Raw genomic sequence first — 22,782 nt, forward strand, 5'->3', positions numbered from 1 at the left:
TGTATCGAGAAGCACTAATTTAAAATTAAACTACTATTTTTGTTATCTGAATGTATTAAGAATTCAAATAATCATTAAAAAAAACCTGCTTAAGTAGGAAATACATATGGCACAAAAACCAAGCATACCAAAAGGAACAAGAGATTTTAATCCAGAACAAGTTGCAAAACGTAACTATATTTTTAGCACCATAAAGACTCAGTTTCAAACGTTTGGTTTTCAACCTATAGAAACACCAAGCTTCGAAAATAGCGATACTTTAATGGGAAAGTATGGTGAGGAAGGTGATCGTTTGATTTTTAAGATTTTGAATAGTGGCGATTATTTATCTAAAGTAAATGATGAATTATATACTGAAAAAGATTCAAATAAAACAACTGCTAAAATTTCAGAAAAAGCACTTCGTTACGATCTAACAGTACCTTTCGCAAGATACGTTGTACAACACCAAAACGAAATAGATTTTCCGTTTAAGCGTTACCAAATGCAACCGGTTTGGAGAGCAGATAGACCACAAAAAGGTCGTTTTAGAGAGTTTTACCAATGTGATGCAGATGTTGTTGGTAGTGATTCTTTATGGCAAGAAGTAGAGTTTATACAATTGTACGATAATGTGTTTACAGCGTTAGGTTTAAAAGGCGCAACTATAAAAATAAACAACCGTAAAATATTATCTGGTATTGCAGAAGTAATTGGAGCAAGCGATAAGCTTATCGATTTTACTGTAGCTTTAGATAAATTAGATAAAATAGGAGAGGAGAAAGTAAAAGAAGAAATGTTAGGTAAAGGTATTCCGCAAAGCGGAATTGATAAACTACAACCTTTGTTTTCTTTATCTGGAAATTTCGAAGCTCAAATAGAAAGTTTAAAAGGTATTCTTAGTACTTCCGAAGAAGGAAAAAAAGGTATTGAAGAATTAGACTTTATAAACAATGCTATTAGTGCACTTGGTTTGCAAACAGCAAATTTACAATTAGATGTTACTTTAGCACGTGGACTTAACTATTACACAGGAGCTATTTTTGAAGTTTCTGCACCAGAAGGTGTAAAAATGGGCTCTATTGGTGGCGGCGGAAGATATGCCGATTTAACTGGTGTTTTTGGGCTTAAAAATGTAAGTGGTGTTGGTATTAGTTTTGGTTTAGATCGTATATACTTAGTACTTGAAGAATTAGGGTTGTTTCCAGAAACTATAGCAAAAAGTACAGAGGTCATGTTTATTAACTTTGGTGATAAGGAAGCGTTATTTAGTTTAAAAGCTATTAAAGCTTTACGTGAAGCTGGAGTAAATGCAGAATTGTATCCAGATAAAATTACCAACGGTAAGCATATGAAAAAGCAAATGAACTATGCTAATAAGCGAGAGATTCCATTTGTTGTGCTAGTAGGCGAGGAGGAGATGGATAATGCCGTTTACACTTTAAAAGATATGAAATCTGGAGCGCAGACTAAAGTGTCTTTAGAAGGGCTTATTACTGCGGTTAAGTAAAAGAGATAAGTTTTGAAACAAAAAAAGCCTGATAACATTGTATGGCTTTTTTTTGTTCGAATTAAATCGTTAATTAACTAATATCTTTTTTGATGTCGTTCCTGAAGCTGTATGAACAACAAGAATATATTGACCAGTATTTATATTATTTGTTTGTATGTTAGTCTTTGGTGCTACTTGAACATTATTATATTGAGCTTGTAGCTGTCCAGAAAAGGAGTAAAGCGCTACAGATGTTACAGGAATTGAAGCTGGGTTGTCAATAGCAATTTGTTTTGTGTTATTAAAAAATTGAAGATTAATGTCAGCATCGATGTCAATATCGATATCTGTCTCGATGTCAATGTCTACATCTACAATAGTATCAATATCTATGTCGATTTCTATTCCAGAAGAGTCATCTCCATCGTCTGGAATTTGGTTGTTGTCCAAAAACCTTAATTCAAAGCGATCTAGATAACTGCCAGCAGGTAAATCTATAGAAAAACCAGAATTGTCTTTAATGTTATGATAAGTATTTGCCTCTTTATCAAAAATAACAACGCCTAATGCTTCAGGTATATTTATTAATTCGTTTACTAATATAGTAATCATACCATCAATACTTGTATGCAAACCCAGAGGTAAAACTGAATTTTCATTAATTAGATCTATACCTTGAATTAAAAAATTTCTATCATCTATTATCCAATACATATCGTCTGGATGATTTTCAAAACTTTCAGCATCGTAACCAAAGTCTATTCCTGGTGTTGCATTAGAATCTGCCGTAACTAATAGTTGCCTACTTATACCACTTGATGATGAGAAATTTAAACGGATTTTCATTCTGTCGTCCTCATTAAGTTGAGCGAAAACATTAGAACAAAGAACAATAAATAAGAAAGCGAGTAAAGCGGTTTTTATAGAAAAGTTAGTCATAGTCAGGTGTTTAAATAAATAACTCATTAGCGAATAAGTTATGTAGACTACAAGTATATGACTTAAAGTGAGTTCTGTTAAAAAAAACCTATAATTAGCCTAGAAAAACGATGTTCGGAATATTTCTGCATTTTTTTAGGATTAAATGCAGTTCTAAATGTTTTAAGGTCTTGACTATAAAGGTGAAATATTAATTTTCAAGCGTTATACTTTATATTTCAATAAACTTAAAAAGCCCTAAAGAAGACTTTAAGGCTTTATAAAATAGGAGTGTTTTACTTATAAAATATTTTAAAATCTTGTATTTATTTAATTAAGACTCTTTTAGATAGTTTACCATCGTTAGTCTTTATTTCTATAATGTAGGTTCCACCACTTATATTATTGGTGTTAAGTTTTATCTTGTCTTGGTTTTTAATATTTTTAGAAATACTTACAGATTGACCTAACATATTAAATATTTCAACTTGATTAATTTCTTTAAGCTTAGGATTATTTATCACTATAGTTTTACTGTTGTTTGCAAAATAAAATTGAATATCTTTTTCTAATGTTCCAAAAGTATCCGTGCTTAAAGAGTTGTTTTCACTAAAATGGAGTTCGAACCTATCTAAATACGTTCCAGAACCGATATTAAAACTATAACCAGAATTATTTTTAATATCATGATATGTATTATCATTTTTATCTAAAAGGACTATTTCTAATGAATCTGGAATGTTGGATAACTCGTCTACTTGAATAGTGCACATTCCATTTGCTATAGTATTAAGACCTAAAGGAAGCGTTGTGTTTTCGTCGATACTATCTATACCTTGAATAAGAAAATTACCATTTTCTATTATCCAATACATATCACTAGGTTCCTCTGTATTTAATACGGCATCATAACCAAAATCTACTCCAGATGTTGCATTTTCATCTGCAGTTACTAGTAACTGCCTGTGAGTGTTTTCTGGGCATGTAAAACCTAAACGAACTTTTGGTCTTTGGTCTTCATAAGATTGTGCGAATACGTTGGAAGAAAAAGTTATTATTAAAAATAATAATAAGGCTGGTTTGTGAGTAGATTTTTTCATAAGTAGGTTTTTTGTAAAAAACAACTTAAGAGGGATCAGCTGGATATTATGATTAATTTTATAATTTTTATAAATATACTAAAATAATCGATTAAAACCTTTTTTATTCGTTGTAATACAGTAATTAATGTGCTTTTATTAGATGTGTGTGTGCTTTTTTTCTTCAAAATACAGGAATAGTGTGTTCTAAGGTGTGTTTTTAGATAAAAAAAATCCCTAAAAAAAATTAGGGATTTTAAAGAGTTGTACTGTGATTTTTTTTATAAATCGATATGTGTTTTATTCGATTAAAACTTTTTTAGATAATTTACCTTCGTCTGTTTTTATTTCTAAAATATAACTACCAACACTAATATTGTTTGTGTTTAACTTTGTATAGTTTTCGCTTTCAAAATCATTGTACATAATTATAGATTGCCCTAGCATATTATAAACTTCAACTTTAGTGATGTTTTTAAGCATAGGATTATTAATAACAATAGTTTCATTATTGTTTGCAAAGTAGAATTGAATACCAGTTTCTGCGGCTTCAAAATCTTCTGTGCTTAATGAGATGTTGTTGCTAAAGCGTAATTCGAATCTATCTAAGTATTCTCCTGCCGGTAAGTCAATTGCAAAATTTGGATTAGTTCTAATGTCATGATATAAATCTGTAACAGCATCGTATATATAGATTTCTAAATCTGCAGGCACATTTTCTAATGCATCAATTTTAAAAGTATTTATTCCGCTTACTATGGTTTTTATTCCAAGAGGAAGAACAGTCGATGCTTCTATTACATTTGTACCTTGAATATTAAATTTATTAGAGTCTATCATCCAGAACATATCTGTATTAAGTTCTTCTGTATTTTCGGCATCATAACCAAAGTCTATTAAATCTGTTGCATTAGCATCTCTAGTCACTAATAATTGCCTGTTAAATAAGTCGGCAGTAGAAAAACCTAATCTTATTTTTAATCTATCATCATCTTGTTGATTTTGATTATTACTACTTCTTAAAAATACAGAGGTCGTATTTTCTTTTTGAAAGACACGTTGATTGTTATTAAAATTAATAGTGCTACCATCTGTTGCTCCAGTAATAAAGAATCCTTGTGCTACAGGAATGTATCGTCCTGGAGTTTTAGTTCCATTACCTCCAGTTGGATCTGGTGAGCCAGTATCGTAGTCGTATTTTACAGCTGGAATTCCACCAGAAAGATTGTAAATAGCATAACCACCTTGGTAACCAGAAGTGTTGTGTGTACCACCTCCAAAATGTTCCCAATAATAAATTGCTCCTGTAGTATTTGTGTTATCTAAAATGAATCTATTAGCATCCATAGCTGATGCATAAGGGTTACCAACTAAATACTCGCTTTCGTTGTCTATATTAAGAGTAATTGCTCCATTGTTTGGCTTTCCTTCTAAAGTGTAATTCTGCTCTAATGACATATTGTTGCCGGTGTTTTCAACACCTTTCATTGTAAAGCCTTCACCTGTAAGCATAGAGCCAGTACTTCTAATATGTTGCCAGTTGTAATAGTTTGCAGATAAATTTGCATATTTCCAAATCCAGAAGTCTGCAATACCAATTGGTGTTCCTGGAGAAGATGGTGTACCATTATAACCATTGGTTATATAGTTTATGTTTAATGGTGCGTTTGCATCGGATCCATCTCTATAAACTTGAGGCAATGTGTAACTATTATTGTTTGTTGTATTATTAGTAGCTCCAACAGGAGAAGACCAATAATTATAGGTGTATAAATCTAAAGTACCTTGTTGGTCGCGCTCTAAAGTTCCAGAACTTGTAGCATCTAAATCTGAATCTAATGTTTGTATTAATTGAGATTCTCCATTTAAGTCAATCTTTCCATCTAACTTTAAATAATGAGTTACTGTTAAGCCATTACCTGAGTTTGCACTTGTATCTCCAGTTACAGTTAATTTATTTGCAATGACATTAAGAGATAATAACGTTCTATTATTACCAGTTCCAGCAGGTAATGAAGTATTTTCTAAAGAGATGTTATGGCTAGTCTCTACAATGTTCCAATCTACTGTTATGGTATTATCTACTATTGAGGCAACTCCAGGAATTGTTTGTACATTTCCATTAGTCCAAGTTGAGTTTAAATCCCAATTTGTATTTGCAGCACTCTTGTAAGGTAATGGAGCAGTTTGGTAATCGACAGTATTCAAGTTTCTTAATGCACCTTGATTGTTGTTACCAGATTCATCGTTTGTATTTGTATAGGTGTATATTGACATAGGATAGTATCCTGCTAAATCTGCCCATGGTATTGGTGCAATATCATTTTTTGTAATAGTGGTAGGTATAACTTTACCACTTACAAAATTCGCATTGTTTTCAATTTCTTGGTTCATGATGAACTGTAGTTGTGCATCAGTCAACTCAGTATCCCAAACTCTTACTTCATCAATATTTCCTCTAAAATGTCTTGTAGGTGTCGTTTTTCCAGCTGCTGCTATATGAAACGATTGATCTGTATCTACTGGCGCTGTTCTATTTGCTGATCGATCTAAAACACCATCAATATATAAATAAAGCGTGGTACCATTATAGATAGCCGCAACATGATGCCACTCGTCATCAGGAATAGACGTTGTAGATGCTAATTGTTGTATGCCACTGCTGTTAATCCAGCGTAATTGAATGCTATTATTATTTCTTATTCTAAAATCATAACCTTCAGTAAGTGCTTCGTTACATTTAGATAGTATAGAAACGGTTCCAGAATCTGCTGCATCTCGCTTTATCCAAGATGAGATTGTAAACCCAGATGGATTTAAATCTAAAACATCTTCCATATCAATATAATCTACATTACCATCAAAATAGATTGAACGTTCTACTATAGTTTGTGGCGCATAACCAAAGGTTACATACTTTGTACCATCAAAATCGTATGTAGCTTCAAGATTAGGTCCGTTGGCAGTCATTAATCTATAATCTGCAGTAGGATCGAATACCGGTGTATCTGAAATAAACATGTAATAACTTCCTGGAGGATTGATGTTTCTAATCGCGTTTTGAGGAATAGACACTTTTACTTCTTCTACATCACCACCATTTTCTTCAAACTTCCAGATACGTTGCATACCTAAAAAACTAACAGGAGTAGATAATCCTGGGATGCCACTACTCATGTCTACAGCTACAGTTACCGGTGTTCCGTCTAAGCTAGCATTGTTGTTTCCCCAAGTTAAATATTCTCGATTATTAAATGAAACCGGGTTAGAGGCTTTGTTTATGCTATTTGTATCGTAAATATCGGTAAGACCTACTGTAATTAAGCCTCTTGTTTCTCCTGTACCATCAAGTTCGCTATTAATACTTTTAGATTGTCTTTGATCAAGTTCTCCATTATCATCACGACCAATACCTGCAATATCATAATTAAAACCTGTATTTGCAGATTGATCCCAAATTACATTTCCTTGACTATCAACATAATCCTGTGTCGTACCATTAACTCCTAAAGTAATACCATACTTAATAGCTAGGTAGGATTGAATTCTATTACGTTCTTGAGTAAGGTTATTATCAGATTTTCTAGAGTTGTATGTAATTACTTCTGCAATACGACCATTGAAACTTCCGTTCCAATATTGACTTCTTCCTAACCAATACCTTCCATTATTTATAGTAGCGTATCTAGAAATATCATTAGTTTCATTACCAACTTGGTTAGCATTAAAATAGATTTCCATATCGGTATCAGACGCGTTTTGTCTAATATTTAGAATTTGAATTTGATTATAATCTGTAGATGAGCTAGTGTCTGCTCTTCCATATCCATTTTCTGCTGGATTCATAGGTGTTTCACTTGTTGTACCTACACAATAGCTTAATCTTTCGTTTGTTACTCTTGCTGTATACGAGCCATAACCAAAACCAGTTACATCTTCTGTAAAGCTTTCAGCTAAAGGATCTGAACCTGTAAAGGTGTCTAAAGGAGTCATTGAACTTGTAATTTCTGGATCTGGCATTAAGACAACAAACATATCGTTTGTATTAAAACCTCCAGTACCTTTTAATTCATCTCTACTAGTAAGATAAGTCATGTCACTAAAAGCTGTATTGTTATCGTTTTCGAACTCAATAACCGGATTGAAATTCATGTTTTTTGCAAGGTTATTTCTGTAAACTGGTTCTTGTCCAGCGACTACAACTTCAGCGTGGTTTCCTTTACCATTATCCACCCATTGAGAGACATTAGCGCCATCTGCTCCGTAATCAGTTCCATTTAATTGATCGGCCTTTAGCCATAAATCTAAATTATTGGTTACACCTCCTGGTCCGGTAAGTGGTGTGTTAAATATTGTACTAGAGATGGTTACGTTATCGATCATAACATAATCACCTGTGTTACTTGCATCGCAGCGAATTCTAAATCTTCCAGTCGCTAATATTGGAAATGTGTAATCTGTTGCCATTAAGGTAACCGTTTTACTGTAAAATATTGTTGTATTTGTTGATTGAAAATCTGCATTCTTATCAGCAACGCTTCCGCTTACAAAACGGGCTACCGTTTGCCAACTAGAGAAAAGGCCACCACTATTGTATTCCACAAAAAAGTCTTCACCAGTTTCCATACTATATGTTGTGAAGAAAAATTTGACATCAACCTTGTCGTATAGGAATAAGCTATACCCAGGAGAAACCATTGAAGAGTTGTTGCCAAGGTTATCTTTTAACCAAAAACTATTGCTACCGCCATAGGCAAAAGTAGCATTAGTACTACGTGTAGCTTGTGGAGCTTCAGTCCAACCTTGTGTTCCAGATTCAAAATCGTAAAATCCAAGAGTATTTACAACTTGCGCGTTTATGGTTTGACTATTAATTAAGCTATAAAAAGCAATGATTAAAAGTAGACTTGTTTTGAGGGTATAATTTTTCATAAGCGATTAGGTCGATTTGGGGAAATCTATTTAGTATCAGGTTGTAAAACTACGTTAAAACCCTTTTAAATGCAAATATAATCGATGAACTACACTTTGATTTTCTATATATTTGATTTTCAGGTAATTAAAAAAGCCATAACGAATGTGTTATGGCTTGTAAATATGCTTTTAATCGAGTATTGTGTTATTTTAATAATTTTTTTGTAGTTGATTTATTACTATTTAGGTCTGTGATTTTTAGTAAATATGCGCCTTGAGATAATGTTTCTAAATTTCCAATGTTAATAGAGCGCGTAGGTGAATTTACTTTTTTTGTATTGTAAATTAGTCGACCTCTAATGTCATATAATTCAACAGTATAACTTGTAAGGTTGTATGGTATTTTAATGCTAAGATTATCATTAAATGGGTTTGGGTAAATACTTATGTTCTCTAGCGTATTTTCTTCAACAACACTTAGTGTTTGTTCTTTTATATTAACAGTATAGTCTTCCACTTCTCCAAAAGAAAAGCTTTCACAACTAGTAGGTAATGCATTATATTTCATAGAAACCCTCATTGTAGTGTTTCCTACTATTGCAGCGGCTGGTATTGTTATGTTTCCAGTAACAATGTTTTGTGTTGGGGCACTTGATATAACTTCTTCTCCAGCATCATCAAAATCACCATCTTTATTAAAATCTATCCAAACTACGACTGCCTCATTGAATTGGCTAGTACCAGGCCATATTTTAGTAATTGTTATAGTTGGTGTTGTGTTCTTTGTTATATCTACAATCATTGATGTAAAATCTGAATATCCAGAAGTTGTAGTGGCACTTGTATTATTATCGAGATCATTTAGTTGTACACGACCAATAAATTCCTCTGCTACACTATTTCCTTGCGAGGCACAGTATGAAACTTCATTGGTTGTGAAATTATAAATAGGACTGTAATTAGATGTTGTGCTATCACACTTAGATCTAATACGAACATCGTACTGCGTTTCTGCTGTTAAGCCAGTAATGGTATAACTCGGGCTTGTAATGTCTAAAACGTTAGTCCATGTTGTAGTACCACTAACTCTGTATCTTAAATCGTAAGTTGCAGATGTTGCTGCATCCCAATTTATTGTTGCTTCTGTATCACTTACGGGACTAGAAGAAATATTTGTTGGTACAGAAGTTACACAAGGTACTTGTATGCTAATAATTTTAAAATCGTCTATAAAATAGCCATCAGATGTAGTAGAGTAGTTTTCCGAAACATCACTGTCATCAGTTCTAAAATTAAATCTAATTTGAACATTTGTAGCGTCAGATTGTAAAAGAGTAGCGTTATCAGTAGGATTTATAGAAAATTCTTCCATTACCCAATTATCCATTCTGTCACCATCATATACTTGTCCAGAACTACCAGATTGAAAAGTCGCTCCAGTACTTTTGTTATCATGACTAGTGGTGCTGCTAGTAGCTTCTGGTTTTGTGTATTTTCCACAAAGCGGTATCCATGTGCTTCCGTTTTTTGAAGCTAAGACTTCTACATAATCATAATTTCTTTCTAAATCCCATTTTGCATAAAATTGAATAATTATTTCGTCTGAAGTTGTAAAGTCGTAACCATTAGTTGTTGTTAATCTTTTAGTGTTACTACTAGCATATGGTACAGAATTACCTGTTCTTAAAGCATTATTTCCTGAATAAGCATCTGCAGAAGTGTTAATCCAGCCACCTGTTTGTGTCCAGTTATCTGTTAAAGCATTAGCATCTGGTTCATGGTTTAGTAATAGAGTAGGGTTGTAATATTTTTCATAATTTACTTCGTAAATTATTCCATTATCATTCGATAGTTTAACATTATATTCAATCTTTGAATTAGCAGGGATTCCAGATGCTAATTGTAATTGTGCAGTTACAGTTCTTTGTTGTAAAACAGGCATTCCTGTTTCTGTTCCAGCTTGTGTAACACCAGTAATATTACTTGAAATAGGAGTAACGGTCACAGTGAAGTCGCTTCCTGTTTGTCCTATACGTTCAATACCAAAATCTAAATTTGCAGTCGTACCGTTTAGGTCACTTTGTGTTAAGTCGTGAAGTTTTGCATATTTACCACCATAATAAGCTGTAGCTAGAGAAATACGCATAGACCTTTTAGCTATTGGTACAATAGTAGATACTGTAGGCCAAAACCCTTCGCCTCCATGCTCTGGAGTGGTTGCAATAATGGCTTGACCAGATCCTGTTGAGTTATTGTTATCTGCAACACCTCCCATCATCCAATCGTCAGGTAATCCATTAGATTCGTAGAATATTGTAGCTCCGTATAAATATCTATTATACCTGGTCATTTCTTCGTGCCATCTGTAGTATTCATCTTCTCTACCAGAACTATCAGTAGGTTCTCCTCCATAAGGATGTGGTACAGAATTAGCAAAAGAATGATTCCAAACAGAAGACTTTATATTTCTATTATTAATAAAGTCTACCATAATTTGAGTCTCAGGTTCAGATTCAGCCGATGGTCCTCTGTACGTTCCATCAGCTCCAGTTCCAGAAGATCCAACATTGTTATAACCCCAATAATAATCAAAGTTTCTATTTAAATCGACACCTCTGTTGGAAGAAGTGTTTGCAGTACCACCTGTATTTGGTCTTAAATTTTTACGCTGAAATTGACTTCCATCATCTACCAAACCATCTGCTCTTGCATCTAAATGTTCATTCCATTTTAAGCCATCAGGATTAACTACAGGAATAAAATATAATTCGTTATTATCAACTAATTCTTTAACAGCAAGATCTGTATTGTAGTTTTCAATTAGATACCACATAAAGTACATGTTGTTCATTAAGGCGCTTACTTCTCTAGAATGAATCATAGAAGTAAAAAGCATTTGTGGTTTAGTGTTTTCAGGAGTGCCACTTTGGTTACCTGTTATTCTTACGTAGTATATAGTTTCTGGATCCCAAAATGTTTTTCCATCCCTATCTGGTTGATTTTCAAAAGAACTAGCGTTACCTTGACCAGAATAAGTTGATGGTCCATTGTTTTGAGGGTTTACAATAGTAGTCGAAGGATTTCCCCAAGTTTTTTGACCTATAGAAGATGCGTTTGCTTTTTGAGAGACAATATTTAAACCATTTGCTTGAGAGTAAGTATACATGTCATCTAGTTCATCTTTCATTTCTCTGAAGGTTAAACAGCCGGCCCAATCTCCTAACTTAAAATTTTGTGGTTCTACAAAATCAATTTCATCACATCCAGTGTATTGAATAATATTATCCATGATAGTACTAGAAACAGAGGATTTTTGATTAGTAGAAGTTTTTGCTAATGCTTGTGTAGCCTTAAGCTCTGCTTTAGCATTAGGAAGATCTATTCTAGCTTTGTCTGAATAGAATTTTGCAATATCATCAATTACAATTCTATAAGAAACGTTATTAGCTTTTAAACTATTGATTTCTGTTTCAGAGATATCAATAATTAAGTCTTCACCTTCATGTTTTGCTCCGCATTTTAAATCAATACCTTGAGTCGCTATTGTATTTATTACACGTTCAGTAGGATTATTAATTTTAATTCTTGAGTGCTTTTCTTGAGCGTAGGAAAAAGTGCATGCTAAAACAAGCGTAATTATAAGAGTAATTCTTTTCATAGGTTTAGATTTTGGGTCTATAATTTTAACAGGTGCTAAATTATGAAAAATATTAGAATTACCATCTTTTAAATGCGTAATTATCCGATAAAAAGCAATTAAAAAGCCTTATATGTTGATTTTTAGATAATTATGAAATGCATATTTAATCGATTAAGTGTGGTTTAGTCTACCGTTAATGGATTAAAAAGCGAGTTAATAATAATTAATAGTATTTAGAAGAAAGGGATATTAGATTCATGTTTATAACACTAAAGTAGCATTTAATAATACCAAATCGTTAGCATTTAATAGTATTACATATTTTTATTATAAATAGGAAACTTTAAGATTTTGATTTTCAGTTATTTCTTATAAGATTCGCAAATGTGGTTTACTATCATATAAGGCGTAATTGGTTTTAATGTTTTGCTAGTTTCTGGATGTAGGCCTAATGAGGTAAAAAACTCTAGTTTCTTATCATTATTTTTACCATACCATATATTCTCATTACCATTATTATTAAAATAGACAGTGTTACAATCTGGAATAATTTTCTTAAAGTTTACAATTCTATTTTCATTATAAATTTTCAATTCACGCATATTGTATTTTTCGACATCAAAAAGAACTTTCTTATAATGATCCTTTTCCCAAACCATCCATTTTTGATTTTCTATACTAAAAAAGGTGACTAAAAGGAAGCCCACAACTATAGCTAAAATTGCTGTTATTTTTATTTTATGTTTTAAAAAAAAATTAGCATCTCCTTTACTAATATTTTTTGGTGCTTTTTTATTATAAGTACTAAAGGAGGAATAGCCTAAATAACGAGATAAACTGTTAGCAGCAAAGCTTTTTAGTTCTACCTTTTCATTTGTATTACTTATTGCATTATTATAATGAATTCGTAATATTTTTTCGCCATAAGGCTCTCCAGAATCTTCTAAAATATAATCAGAAAGAAAAACAGTAACATGTGTTTTCTTAGTTAATCCTTCATCGTTTTCTACTTTTTTAAAAGCCTCTAGCAGTAATTTTCTATGCATTTAATTGTCTTTATTTTAAGTGTTTTTTGTTTCGGAAATTCTTTTCCATAAAGTTTCCAAAGCCTTTCCATACTCTTTTTATCAATCCTCTTTTATTTGCTTCAGAATTAAATAATGCCTTCTTGTAATAAGGCTTACGAGATTATTCTAATTCTAAAGTGGTGCTTTATTATAAGCTAGAATTGCGATTTGGAAAGTAACAATTCTTCTTCATTAATAAACACCACACTTTCCAAAATAATGGAAGCGGTAACGTTTCAAAATTTAGTGTGTTGCCATATTAAATTATGTGTCTGATTTTACTATCGGATAGCAACACTTATGTCCAATTTTAAATTTTTACAAAATGAAAAAAATATATGTAATAATCTTTACGGTTTTCCTCAATGGCCTCTTTTTTTCTTGTACGCCAGAAAATATAAGCGACCAAATGCAAACGCAAGGAACAGGATGTTGTGGCGATGATGGAGATATAGATCCGCCACCGCCGCCGCCACCTCCAACAGGAGATAAAAAAGCTAAAGGTGATAAGTAACTAAAAATTAGTTTCTATTTTTGAGGAATGAAATTTAAAAATTCATTCCTCTTTTTTTTATGGGTCTTTGCTTTATTATGTTTTAAAGTAGGATATACTCAAAAACCTGTAGATAGCTTAGGTTACCATATTAACAATATTAATTTAGCACAGTCGGAAAGTAACCTTTCTAACGCTTATAAGTTTCTAAAAAAAGACTTACTCTTGAATGAGAAAAAGGGTAGGAAGGGCTCCCAAATTTACAACTTGTATTTTCTTTCTAAAATCGACTTTATAATTGGTTTTTATGATGAAAGTGAAGCTCTTGCAGTTAAGGCATTATCTTTTTTAGATAAGCTTGAAGTTAACGATTATAATACGTCTCTAAGAATAAGTTTATTTAATCATTTAGGAAAAGTTTATAGAGAGAAACAAATATATTCTGAAGCTATTAAAAAGTATAACCAAGTTTTAGTACTAACTAAAAAGGCTAAAGACAGTTTAATTGTTTACAATAATATATCGAATAGTCTAAAAGATGAAAACAAATTTAAAGAAGCAGAAGCACTATTGCTTGAGGCCTCAAATTTGTTTCCAAGAGTAAAGGATACTCTAGAAATTGCTAGAGTAATCGATAATTTAGGATACATAAATTTTAAACTACATAAAGAAAGTGCTTTACCGTATTTAAATAAAGCGTTAGAACTAAGAAAACAGTCTCAAAACAGTTCAGACTTGTATTCCAGTTACAGAAACCTATCAGAATACTATGTTAGTAATGCCGATTCTGTAAAAGCAAAATTATATGCTTTAAAAGCCTACAAAGTAGCGGGTTTAGTAAACAGCTTGTCTTATAAATTAGATGCTTCAAGATTAAGAATGGATATAGGAGATTATGCTGTAGCTAAGGAGTATTTAAGTTTAAACGATAGTTTACAGAATGCAAAAAAGCAAACTCAAAATAAATTTGCATTATTAAAGTATGATTTAGCCGAGAGTGAAACTAAATCTCAAGAAGAAAGAAGTAAAAGTCAATTATACAAGTTTATAGCAGTACTTATATTTATTTCTGGTGGCTTTTTAATATTTATTTTGAAAGCTAGGCATAAAAAAGAAAACCTACAGCAAGTCTTTAAAACCGAAGCGCGTATTTCTAAAAAGGTTCACGATGAAGTCGCTAACGATGTCTATCATATTATGACTAAGCTACAAAGTGAAACTACAATTAACGAGACGCTATTGGACGATCTAGAATCTATTTACACCAAAACCAGAGATATCTCTAGAGAAAATAATGCTGTTATGGTGGCCGAGAATTTCGACGAATTACTTACCGATTTATTACTAAATTATAAAAGTGAAACTACAAATGTAATAACGAGAAATCTATCTACAATTAGTTGGCACTCTTTTTCAGAATTAAAAAAAATAACTATTTACAGAGTTTTACAAGAATTAATGGTGAATATGAAAAAACATAGTCAGGCCTCTTTTGTAGTTGTAAGCTTTAGTAAACCCAATGATAGACTGGTGATTACCTATAAAGATAATGGCATCGGTACAACACTAAATATAGCAAACGGACTTCAGAATGTGGAAAACCGTATTGCAGCAATAAAAGGAACGATTACTTTTGAAACCGAAGTTAATAATGGTTTTAAAACGATAATAAAAGTGTAGATATGTTTAAAAAAGTTCTTGTTGCAGACGATTTGTTGAGTATTAATAAAGGAGTTTTAACCGTTTTAAACACACTTGGTGTTGAGGCAGTGCAAGACGTCCAGTATTGTGACGATGCTTACCTAAAAATAAAAAAAGCAGCTTTAGATGGCCAACCTATAGAATTACTTATTACAGATTTATCGTATATAAAAGACCATCGAAACCAAAAACTAACCTCGGGAGAAGCTTTAGTGGCTACTTTAAAAAAAGAATATCCTCAGCTTAAAATTATTGTATATTCTGTAGAAGATCGCTTGCAAAAAGTACGAACACTTATTAACGAGCATAACGCTAATGCCTATGTGTGTAAGGGTAGAAGAGGTTTAATAGAGTTAAACACAGCCATAAATACTGTTTATAATAATAAAATTTATTTATCACCTCAAGTTACAGCGGCATTAAGTCCAAAAACAAATCTAGAGATAGACGATTTCGATATCGTTTTACTAAAACAAATGTCTCTAGGTTTGTCTCAAGAAGGCATTTCTAATCACCTAAAAAACAATAATCTCTCACCTTACGGTTTAAGTTCTATAGAAAAAAGAATAAACAAACTCAAAATACAATTTGGTGCTAATAATGCCATTCATTTAGTTTCAATAGCTAAAGATGTTGGTCTTATTTAAAATAATTCAATATTTATTTGCTTGATTTATAAAGGTGTATGGTTTTTTATATACTCCCTTACGGGAAACCGTAAAGTATAATAATTCCTTTCCATTAGGTTTGTGTCTCTAAGTCGAAACAAACCGAAAACAGACTATAAACAGAAGTAGGTACCCATATAATTCTAAAATTTTTTTAAAATGAAAAAACCCGCTATCCTACTCATCATCATGTCTTTGTTTTTAACCAGTTGCGCATCGCATTTTGGCTTACCTAAAAACTATAACGAAAACACTACACAAGTTGTACTAACAAAAAAGAATTTTAAAGTTATAAAAATTGTAAAAGGCGAAGCACAAGCCACTTATATTTTTGGAATTGGAGGTCTTGCTAAAAACGGATTAGTAGCAGAAGCTAAAGCTAAAATGTTAGAAACAGCAGGTATGGAAGGCGCTGCAAGAACAGTAGTTAACGAAATTGTAGAAGTAAAAACCTCAGGATTTTTATTTGTAAATAAGTATAAAGTAATAGTCTCTGGTCAAATAGTAGAATTTACAGAGTAAAAGAAGCTAGTAATCAATTCTTTTTTTTAGTTGAATCCAAAGCCTCATAATTAACCAGTGAGGCTTTGTTTTTGTAAAATAGTTAATAACGTAAGCATATAATCAATAATAAATAAACCCAAACCAAAATGAAAAAAGCAGTACTAATCTTAACCTTAATTGTTATACTAATACCAAAACAGGCATCAGCTCAAAATGAAGGCGCTATAGCAGCAGGAGTTGGTGGTTTATTAGCTATTGGAGCAGGAATTTCGGCTGTAAGCCAAATGAAAGAACAAGCAGAACTAACCGCAACACAATGGGTGTTAACAAACCAGCCAGAGCTAACAAGCTTCTCTTTAAAAACCTTAGATTTCGATGGTAAAAAAGTAAAAGATATGTCTTCAACTTCGGTTATTTCATTTAAATTACAAGAATTTGTAGCAGGAAATAAACCTGACTTAAACGGTAGAAAACAAGTGCTTTTCGGGTTCACAAGTCGTGGTTGGATTAGCGAATATGGTATAGATTTCGAAAAAGTAAAATGGCATTTAATAGACGAGGCAGAGTGGACCAGTATGATGGTTGCCTATGTAAAAGTTGCCTCTGGTGAAACCAATAAAGAAAACATTATAACAAGCCTAAAAGCAGGTAAAGTAGTAAATAAAGGAGTAAGAGTCAAAAGTAAATTAGTCATTCCGTTTTTTAAATTAGAAGGCGATATGTATGTGGTTACAGATTACTCTCAAGACATGAAACTATTGTATAACGAGCGCTCTCTTGGTATATTTTTAAAAGAAACAAAAGACCTTGTGCAAATAGGCAGAGGAGACATTATTAAAATTCACGATTTCTTTTTTAATCAAGATTAGAGAAAACATAAATACAAACAAACGGTTATTGCAACGTTTGTAATCCAGCACTTGTTATTTTAATAGCAAGTGTTTCTTATACAGTATAAGTTTACAATAGTAACTTTAAAAAAACAAAACCAATGAAAAACCTAATACTAACCACACTACTTATTTTCAGTCTATCTACAATTAGCGCACAATCCTGCCAAGAGATGATGGATTTTGTAAAACTAGACAATTACGGAACCACCTATAACAGTTACACAAGTACAGCCATCTCAAAAGTCACCTTTTACACTAAGCAAATAGACTACCAAAGTTACTATTTTGCAATAGTTTGCTTTAAACAAGAATATTCATATTCGTGCACAGAGTACATTTATCAAGTCGCTTCAACCACAAAACTCAACTACTCGTTAAATTATTTAGACAGTGCAGGCAAAGCCTATTGGAAATATATAAAACCATACAACGAGACTTTAGAATGTGCGCCAAATTAGCACAGTATAAAAAAGCCAAAGACTTCATTTTTTTTCCAATAAAATCAAGCTATATTTATAACAAAGGTCTTATATTTATCTCTCACGCTTTTTAACAAATAACCAATACCAAATACTAACACTTACTAGTCTAGTAAGCAGTATAAAAAGTACTAAAAATAAGCCTTTTTAAATGTCCGAAGAACAAAAACAACAACAACTAAAACAAACACTCTGGAACATCGCCAACGACCTACGCGGTAATATGGACGCAGACGATTTTAGAGATTATATACTAGGCTTTATATTTTACAAATATTTAAGTCGTAAAATGAAAAACTACGCCAACGTTATCCTAAAACCAGACGGTTTAAGTTACGACACCGTAGAAAGTCATGAAGAAGCAGAAGCACTATTAGAAGCCATCCGTTTTGAAGCCTTAGACAAACTAGGCTACTTTTTAAAACCAAGCGAACTATTCAGCGAGCTTGCAAAACGAGGTAATTCGGGCAACAAAAATAACTTTATACTAGGCGATTTAGCAAACGTGTTAACCAGTATAGAGCAAAGCACTATGGGAAGCGAAAGCGAAGACGACTTTGGTAACCTGTTCGAAGACTTAGACCTAACAAGCAGTAAACTAGGTAAAACCGAAGACGCCAAAAACGAACTCATAGTAAAAGTACTAACACACCTAGAAACCATAGACTTCGATGTAGAAAACACCGAAAGCGACATCCTAGGTGACGCTTACGAGTATCTAATTGGGCAATTCGCCTCAGGCGCAGGAAAAAAAGCAGGCGAATTTTACACACCACAACAAGTCTCAAAAATACTAGCCAAACTAGTAACCACCAATAAAACCAAACTAAAATCGGTTTACGATCCAACTTGTGGATCTGGTTCCTTACTATTACGCGTATCAAAAGAAGTAGAAGATGTAGGCGAATTTTTTGGGCAAGAAAGCAACCCAACCACCTATAACCTGTGTCGCATGAACATGATCATGCACAACGTACACTACAAACAGTTTGATATTTATAACGAAGACACCCTAGTAAACCCAAGCCCAAACCACATCGATAAACGGTTTGAGGCCATAGTAGCAAACCCACCATTCTCGGCAAACTGGAGCGCAAGCCCATTGTTTATGAGTGACGATCGATTTTCGGCATACGGTAAACTAGCACCAAAATCTAAAGCCGATTTTGCCTTCGTGCAACACATGGTGCATCAACTAGACCATAATGGTACCATGGCATGCGTACTACCACACGGTGTATTGTTTCGTGGTGCAGCCGAAGGACACATACGCAAGTTCCTAATAGAAGATAAAAACTACCTAGACGCCGTAATAGGCCTACCAGCAAACATATTTTATGGCACCAGCATACCAACTTGTATTTTAGTGCTTAAAAAAAATCGCTCAACAGATGTCACACTGAGCGCAGTCGAAGTGCTACCAAAACGTAACGAAACTATCCTATTTATAGACGCCAGCCAACATTTCGAGAAAGTTAAAACCCAAAACGTATTGCTAGACCAACATCTAGACACTATAATAGAAACCTACCGAGACTATTGTCACACTGAGCGCAGACAAAACGCAACCAAAGACAAATACAGCTACGTAGCCACAATAGCTCAGGTACGCGACAACGACTACAACCTAAACATACCACGTTATGTAGATACCTTTGAAGAAGAAGAACCTATAGATTTAACAACCGTAGCCAAAGACCTAAAAACCTTAGAAACAGACATAGCAAAGACTGATGCTACCATTGCCGACTTTTGCAAACAGTTAAACATAGAAACACCGTTCTAATCGTCATTGCGAACGCAGTGAAGCAATCTCATGATAAAAACTAAAAACATAATCAATAACAATTTGGGCGTGACCCAAGGGTCGGGCTATACGTTGCAATCTTTTTGTTCGTGCCTCTCAAAAAGGATTTCCACTGCTATCCCTCACGCAAAAACAACAAACCGATAATGGCGATAGAAAATAACAAACCAACAGTCATTGCATCACAACCGTCGTCAGAACCGTCATTGCGAGGAGGCACGACGAAGCAATCTCTTCCTCTAGTACCCAAACTACGCTTTAAAGAATTTGAAGGTGAGTGGGAGAATAAAACAATAGAAAATTACATTGAATTAATCTCTGGTTATGCTTTTAAAGGAGATGAAATTTCTGAAAATGAAACAGGAACACCAATTTTAAGAGGTATAAATATTACAGAAGGTTATATTAGGCATTCTGTTGATATTGATAGATATTTTACAGGAAATATAGATAAATACCGTAAAATTATATTAGAAGAAGGTGATTTAGTTTTAGGAATGGATGGTTCTAAGGTTGGGAAGAATGTAGCAATTATATCAAAATCGGATTCTGGTTCATTGTTGATTCAAAGAGTAGCTAGATTAAGACCAAAATCAAATGGAAGTATTAAATTTATTTACCATCATATCTTTTCATCAAGATTTCATAAATATGTAGATGTTGTAAATACTAGTTCTGGTATTCCTCATATAAGTTCAAAGCAAATTAAGGATTTTACTATCGGTTTTCCAATTTTAAAAGAACAACAAAAAATAGCCAATTTCCTAACCGCAGTCGACACCAAAATACAGCAACTAAACACAAAAAAAGAACATTTAGATCAGTACAAAAAAGGTGTTATGCAACAACTGTTTAGCCAACAACTACGTTTTAAACCCAATGAATCCGTCATTGCGAGCGAGGAACGAGAGAAGCAATCTCACGAAGCAAACTCGACGCAATCTGCCACTAATGAAAACAAAACACAATTTCCAGATTGGAAGAAATTACAATTATCAGATTTAGCAGAACGTGTTAAAACGAAAAACAAAATTGATAATCAAAATGTACTAACTATTTCAGCTCAATTAGGTTTGGTTAGTCAGTTAGAATATTTTAATAAATCGGTTGCAGCAAAAAATCTAACAGGATATTACTTGTTAGAAAAAAATGATTTTGCTTACAATAAAAGTTATTCAAATGGTTATCCAATGGGAGCAATTAAACGTTTGAAAAAATATGATTATGGAGTTGTTTCAACTTTATATATCTGTTTTAGGTTTAACAGTAAAGTTTCTCTGGACTTTATGGAGCAATATTTTGAAAAAGGTTTACAGAATAGAGAAATTGAAAAAGTAGCACAAGAAGGAGCAAGAAATCATGGATTATTGAATATTGGTGTAAATGATTTTTTTGAAATTGATTTGAAAATACCAGGCTTAAAAGAACAACAAAAAATTGCCAATTATTTAAGTGCTATAGATTTAAAAATAGAAGCGGTAAACACGCAAATTAGTAACACGCAAGCGTTTAAAAAAGGGTTGTTGCAGCAGATGTTTGTTTAAAAACGTCACTGCGTCGCGTACGTCATTGCGAGGAGGCACGACGCGGCAATCTCATGAAGTGTAGCACTAACAATAAACAGATTGCTTCGTGCCTCGCAATGACGGAAACAATAAGGATTCGCAATGACGTAACGAGAAACAGATTGCTTCGTCCTACGTCCTCGCAATGACTTAACGAGAAACAGATTGCTTCACTGCGTTCGCAATGACGGAAACAAGAAGCGTTCGCAATGACGTAACAAGAAATAAAAGAGAGTTTATTTAACAGAATAGTATGAGTAAAACATTTAATATTTATTGCGACGAGAGTTGCCATTTAGAGAACGACCATAAAAAATATATGGTTTTAGGTTCTGTTAGCTCGGCATACAATCAAGTAAAAAGGCATACAGAACGTATTAATAATTTAAAAGATAAACATAAGTTTAATGCAGAAATTAAATGGTCTAAAGTGTCTAATTCTAAACTTCAGTTTTATAAGGAATTGGTAGATTATTTTTTTGATACAGATTTACGTTTTAGAGCAGTAGTTGTAGATAAAGCAAAAATAGATAACGATACACATGGTCAAGATTATGATACATTTTACTACAAAATGTATTACTCACTTTTAAACCATAAAAAAAATAGTGAGTATAGTTACAATGTATATTTAGACATTAAAGACGATTTAAGTACATATAAAGTAGAAAAGCTAAAAGAGATTTTAAATATAGAATATGGTGTATTTAGAAATGTACAAAACATACGTTCTCACGAGAGTATTTTAATGCAATTGGCAGATTTTATAATGGGAGCAATTTCTTATAATTTAAATAATGAAAAGAAATCAGTTACTGCCAAAACACAAATTATAGAGCGTATAAAAATGCATGCAGACCAGCATTTGCAAGCATCATCTAATTGGGCAGAATCTAAGTTAAACTTATTTTTTATAGAATTAAAATAGACTATGCCATTAAACCAAATCAAAACATACAATAGTCTGTTAGATATTTCAGGCTTAGCAGAACGAGAAAGAAAAATTTCCTTAAAAGCTATTTTTGATAGAGATATTACTAATAATGCTAGTTTTAAATTCAGAAGTAAACCAATACAACCAACACCAAAAGAAGGTGAGTTAAAACTAGAAACATTATTTACGCATTTAACAACAGTTGTAGTTGATTATAAAACTAAAAAAAGAGAGTACGATTTATATCGTTCACAAAGATTACATTGGTTAAAGTACCATGTTGACGAAAAACGAAAACAAGGAATGTTAGTCTTTAGCGCTAAAGATAAAGGAGGAATTAGGACTTATATATATGATCAAGCGGAACATTATGTAATAGTACTAGAACCATTAAGGAAAATAAACGAATATTATTTGCTTACAGCTTATCATTTAAGAGGTAAAGACAATAAAAAAATAGAAAATAAATATAAAAGAAGACGTTTAGCAGAACTGTATTAAAAGCAAAAAACGCATAGCATCAAGGCTTGCGTCTTTCGATTTCCTTCTTCCAACTGGAAAGATGAACTCGCTGCAAATGTACAACATTATTTTGTTACAAAACAAACTTTATACCAAACCATCATTACCAAATAGGTTGTTTAGGTAT

Annotated in this window: 15 protein-coding genes; 10 read left to right on the forward strand and 5 right to left on the reverse strand. The window is 32.6% G+C overall.

The genetic code is table 11. The annotated features are described in order from the left end of the window. Nucleotides 1–106: 106 nt before the first annotated feature. Nucleotides 107–1,489, forward strand: a complete 1,383-nt coding sequence (hisS, locus tag ASC44_RS15375) for a histidine--tRNA ligase (RefSeq protein WP_055448513.1) — start codon at nt 107–109, stop codon at nt 1,487–1,489. A gap of 69 nt (nt 1,490–1,558) precedes the next feature. On the opposite strand, the gene ASC44_RS15380 is transcribed toward hisS, so the two are convergent. From ASC44_RS15380 to ASC44_RS15400, 5 genes are all read right to left on the reverse strand, one after another. Beyond that, complete coding sequence (locus tag ASC44_RS15380) at nt 1,559–2,410, reverse strand: T9SS type A sorting domain-containing protein (RefSeq protein WP_055448514.1); 852 nt, start codon at nt 2,408–2,410, stop codon at nt 1,559–1,561. Nucleotides 2,411–2,715: 305 nt separating this feature from the next. Next, the gene (locus tag ASC44_RS15385; protein ID WP_055448515.1) at nt 2,716–3,489 is read right to left on the reverse strand and encodes a T9SS type A sorting domain-containing protein; all 774 of its coding nucleotides are present in this window, start codon (nt 3,487–3,489) and stop codon (nt 2,716–2,718) included. 279 nt (nt 3,490–3,768) lie between these two features. Continuing rightward, on the reverse strand, nt 3,769–8,400 hold the full coding sequence (locus ASC44_RS15390) for a DUF8202 domain-containing protein (protein WP_055448516.1): 4,632 nt from the start codon (nt 8,398–8,400) through the stop codon (nt 3,769–3,771). A gap of 187 nt (nt 8,401–8,587) precedes the next feature. After that, nucleotides 8,588–12,040, reverse strand: coding sequence for a M14 family zinc carboxypeptidase (locus ASC44_RS15395; RefSeq protein WP_055448517.1), 3,453 nt, complete (start codon nt 12,038–12,040; stop codon nt 8,588–8,590). A gap of 344 nt (nt 12,041–12,384) precedes the next feature. Continuing rightward, nucleotides 12,385–13,068, reverse strand: coding sequence for a hypothetical protein (locus ASC44_RS15400; protein WP_055448518.1), 684 nt, complete (start codon nt 13,066–13,068; stop codon nt 12,385–12,387). Nucleotides 13,069–13,630: 562 nt separating this feature from the next. On the opposite strand from ASC44_RS15400, the gene ASC44_RS15410 reads away from it, so the two are divergent. From ASC44_RS15410 to ASC44_RS15450, 9 genes are all read left to right on the forward strand, one after another. Continuing rightward, a complete protein-coding gene (locus tag ASC44_RS15410) occupies nt 13,631–15,262 on the forward strand; it encodes a tetratricopeptide repeat-containing sensor histidine kinase (RefSeq protein ID WP_055448520.1) in 1,632 nt (543 codons plus the stop codon). Nucleotides 15,263–15,264: 2 nt separating this feature from the next. Next, nucleotides 15,265–15,930 carry a response regulator transcription factor gene (locus ASC44_RS15415; protein WP_055448521.1) on the forward strand — a complete coding sequence of 222 codons (666 nt, stop codon included), beginning with the start codon at nt 15,265–15,267 and terminating at the stop codon, nt 15,928–15,930. 180 nt (nt 15,931–16,110) lie between these two features. After that, nucleotides 16,111–16,473, forward strand: coding sequence for a DUF6567 family protein (locus tag ASC44_RS15420; protein ID WP_055448522.1), 363 nt, complete (start codon nt 16,111–16,113; stop codon nt 16,471–16,473). A gap of 128 nt (nt 16,474–16,601) precedes the next feature. After that, complete coding sequence (locus tag ASC44_RS15425; protein WP_055448523.1) at nt 16,602–17,324, forward strand: hypothetical protein; 723 nt, start codon at nt 16,602–16,604, stop codon at nt 17,322–17,324. 122 nt (nt 17,325–17,446) lie between these two features. After that, a complete protein-coding gene (locus tag ASC44_RS15430; RefSeq protein WP_055448524.1) occupies nt 17,447–17,806 on the forward strand; it encodes a hypothetical protein in 360 nt (119 codons plus the stop codon). 172 nt (nt 17,807–17,978) lie between these two features. Further along, complete coding sequence (locus ASC44_RS15435) at nt 17,979–19,613, forward strand: type I restriction-modification system subunit M (protein WP_055448525.1); 1,635 nt, start codon at nt 17,979–17,981, stop codon at nt 19,611–19,613. Nucleotides 19,614–19,780: 167 nt separating this feature from the next. Then, nucleotides 19,781–21,178, forward strand: coding sequence for a restriction endonuclease subunit S (locus ASC44_RS15440; protein ID WP_055448526.1), 1,398 nt, complete (start codon nt 19,781–19,783; stop codon nt 21,176–21,178). A gap of 274 nt (nt 21,179–21,452) precedes the next feature. Further along, nucleotides 21,453–22,127 carry a DUF3800 domain-containing protein gene (locus ASC44_RS15445; RefSeq protein ID WP_055448527.1) on the forward strand — a complete coding sequence of 225 codons (675 nt, stop codon included), beginning with the start codon at nt 21,453–21,455 and terminating at the stop codon, nt 22,125–22,127. A 3-nt stretch (nt 22,128–22,130) separates the two neighbouring features. Next, nucleotides 22,131–22,634: a hypothetical protein gene (locus ASC44_RS15450; protein WP_055448528.1), complete on the forward strand. Its 504-nt coding sequence runs from the start codon at nt 22,131–22,133 to the stop codon at nt 22,632–22,634. Nucleotides 22,635–22,782: the final 148 nt, after the last annotated feature.

This window comes from Lacinutrix mariniflava (genome assembly GCF_001418015.1).
Classification (GTDB): Bacteria; Bacteroidota; Bacteroidia; order Flavobacteriales; family Flavobacteriaceae; genus Lacinutrix; species Lacinutrix mariniflava.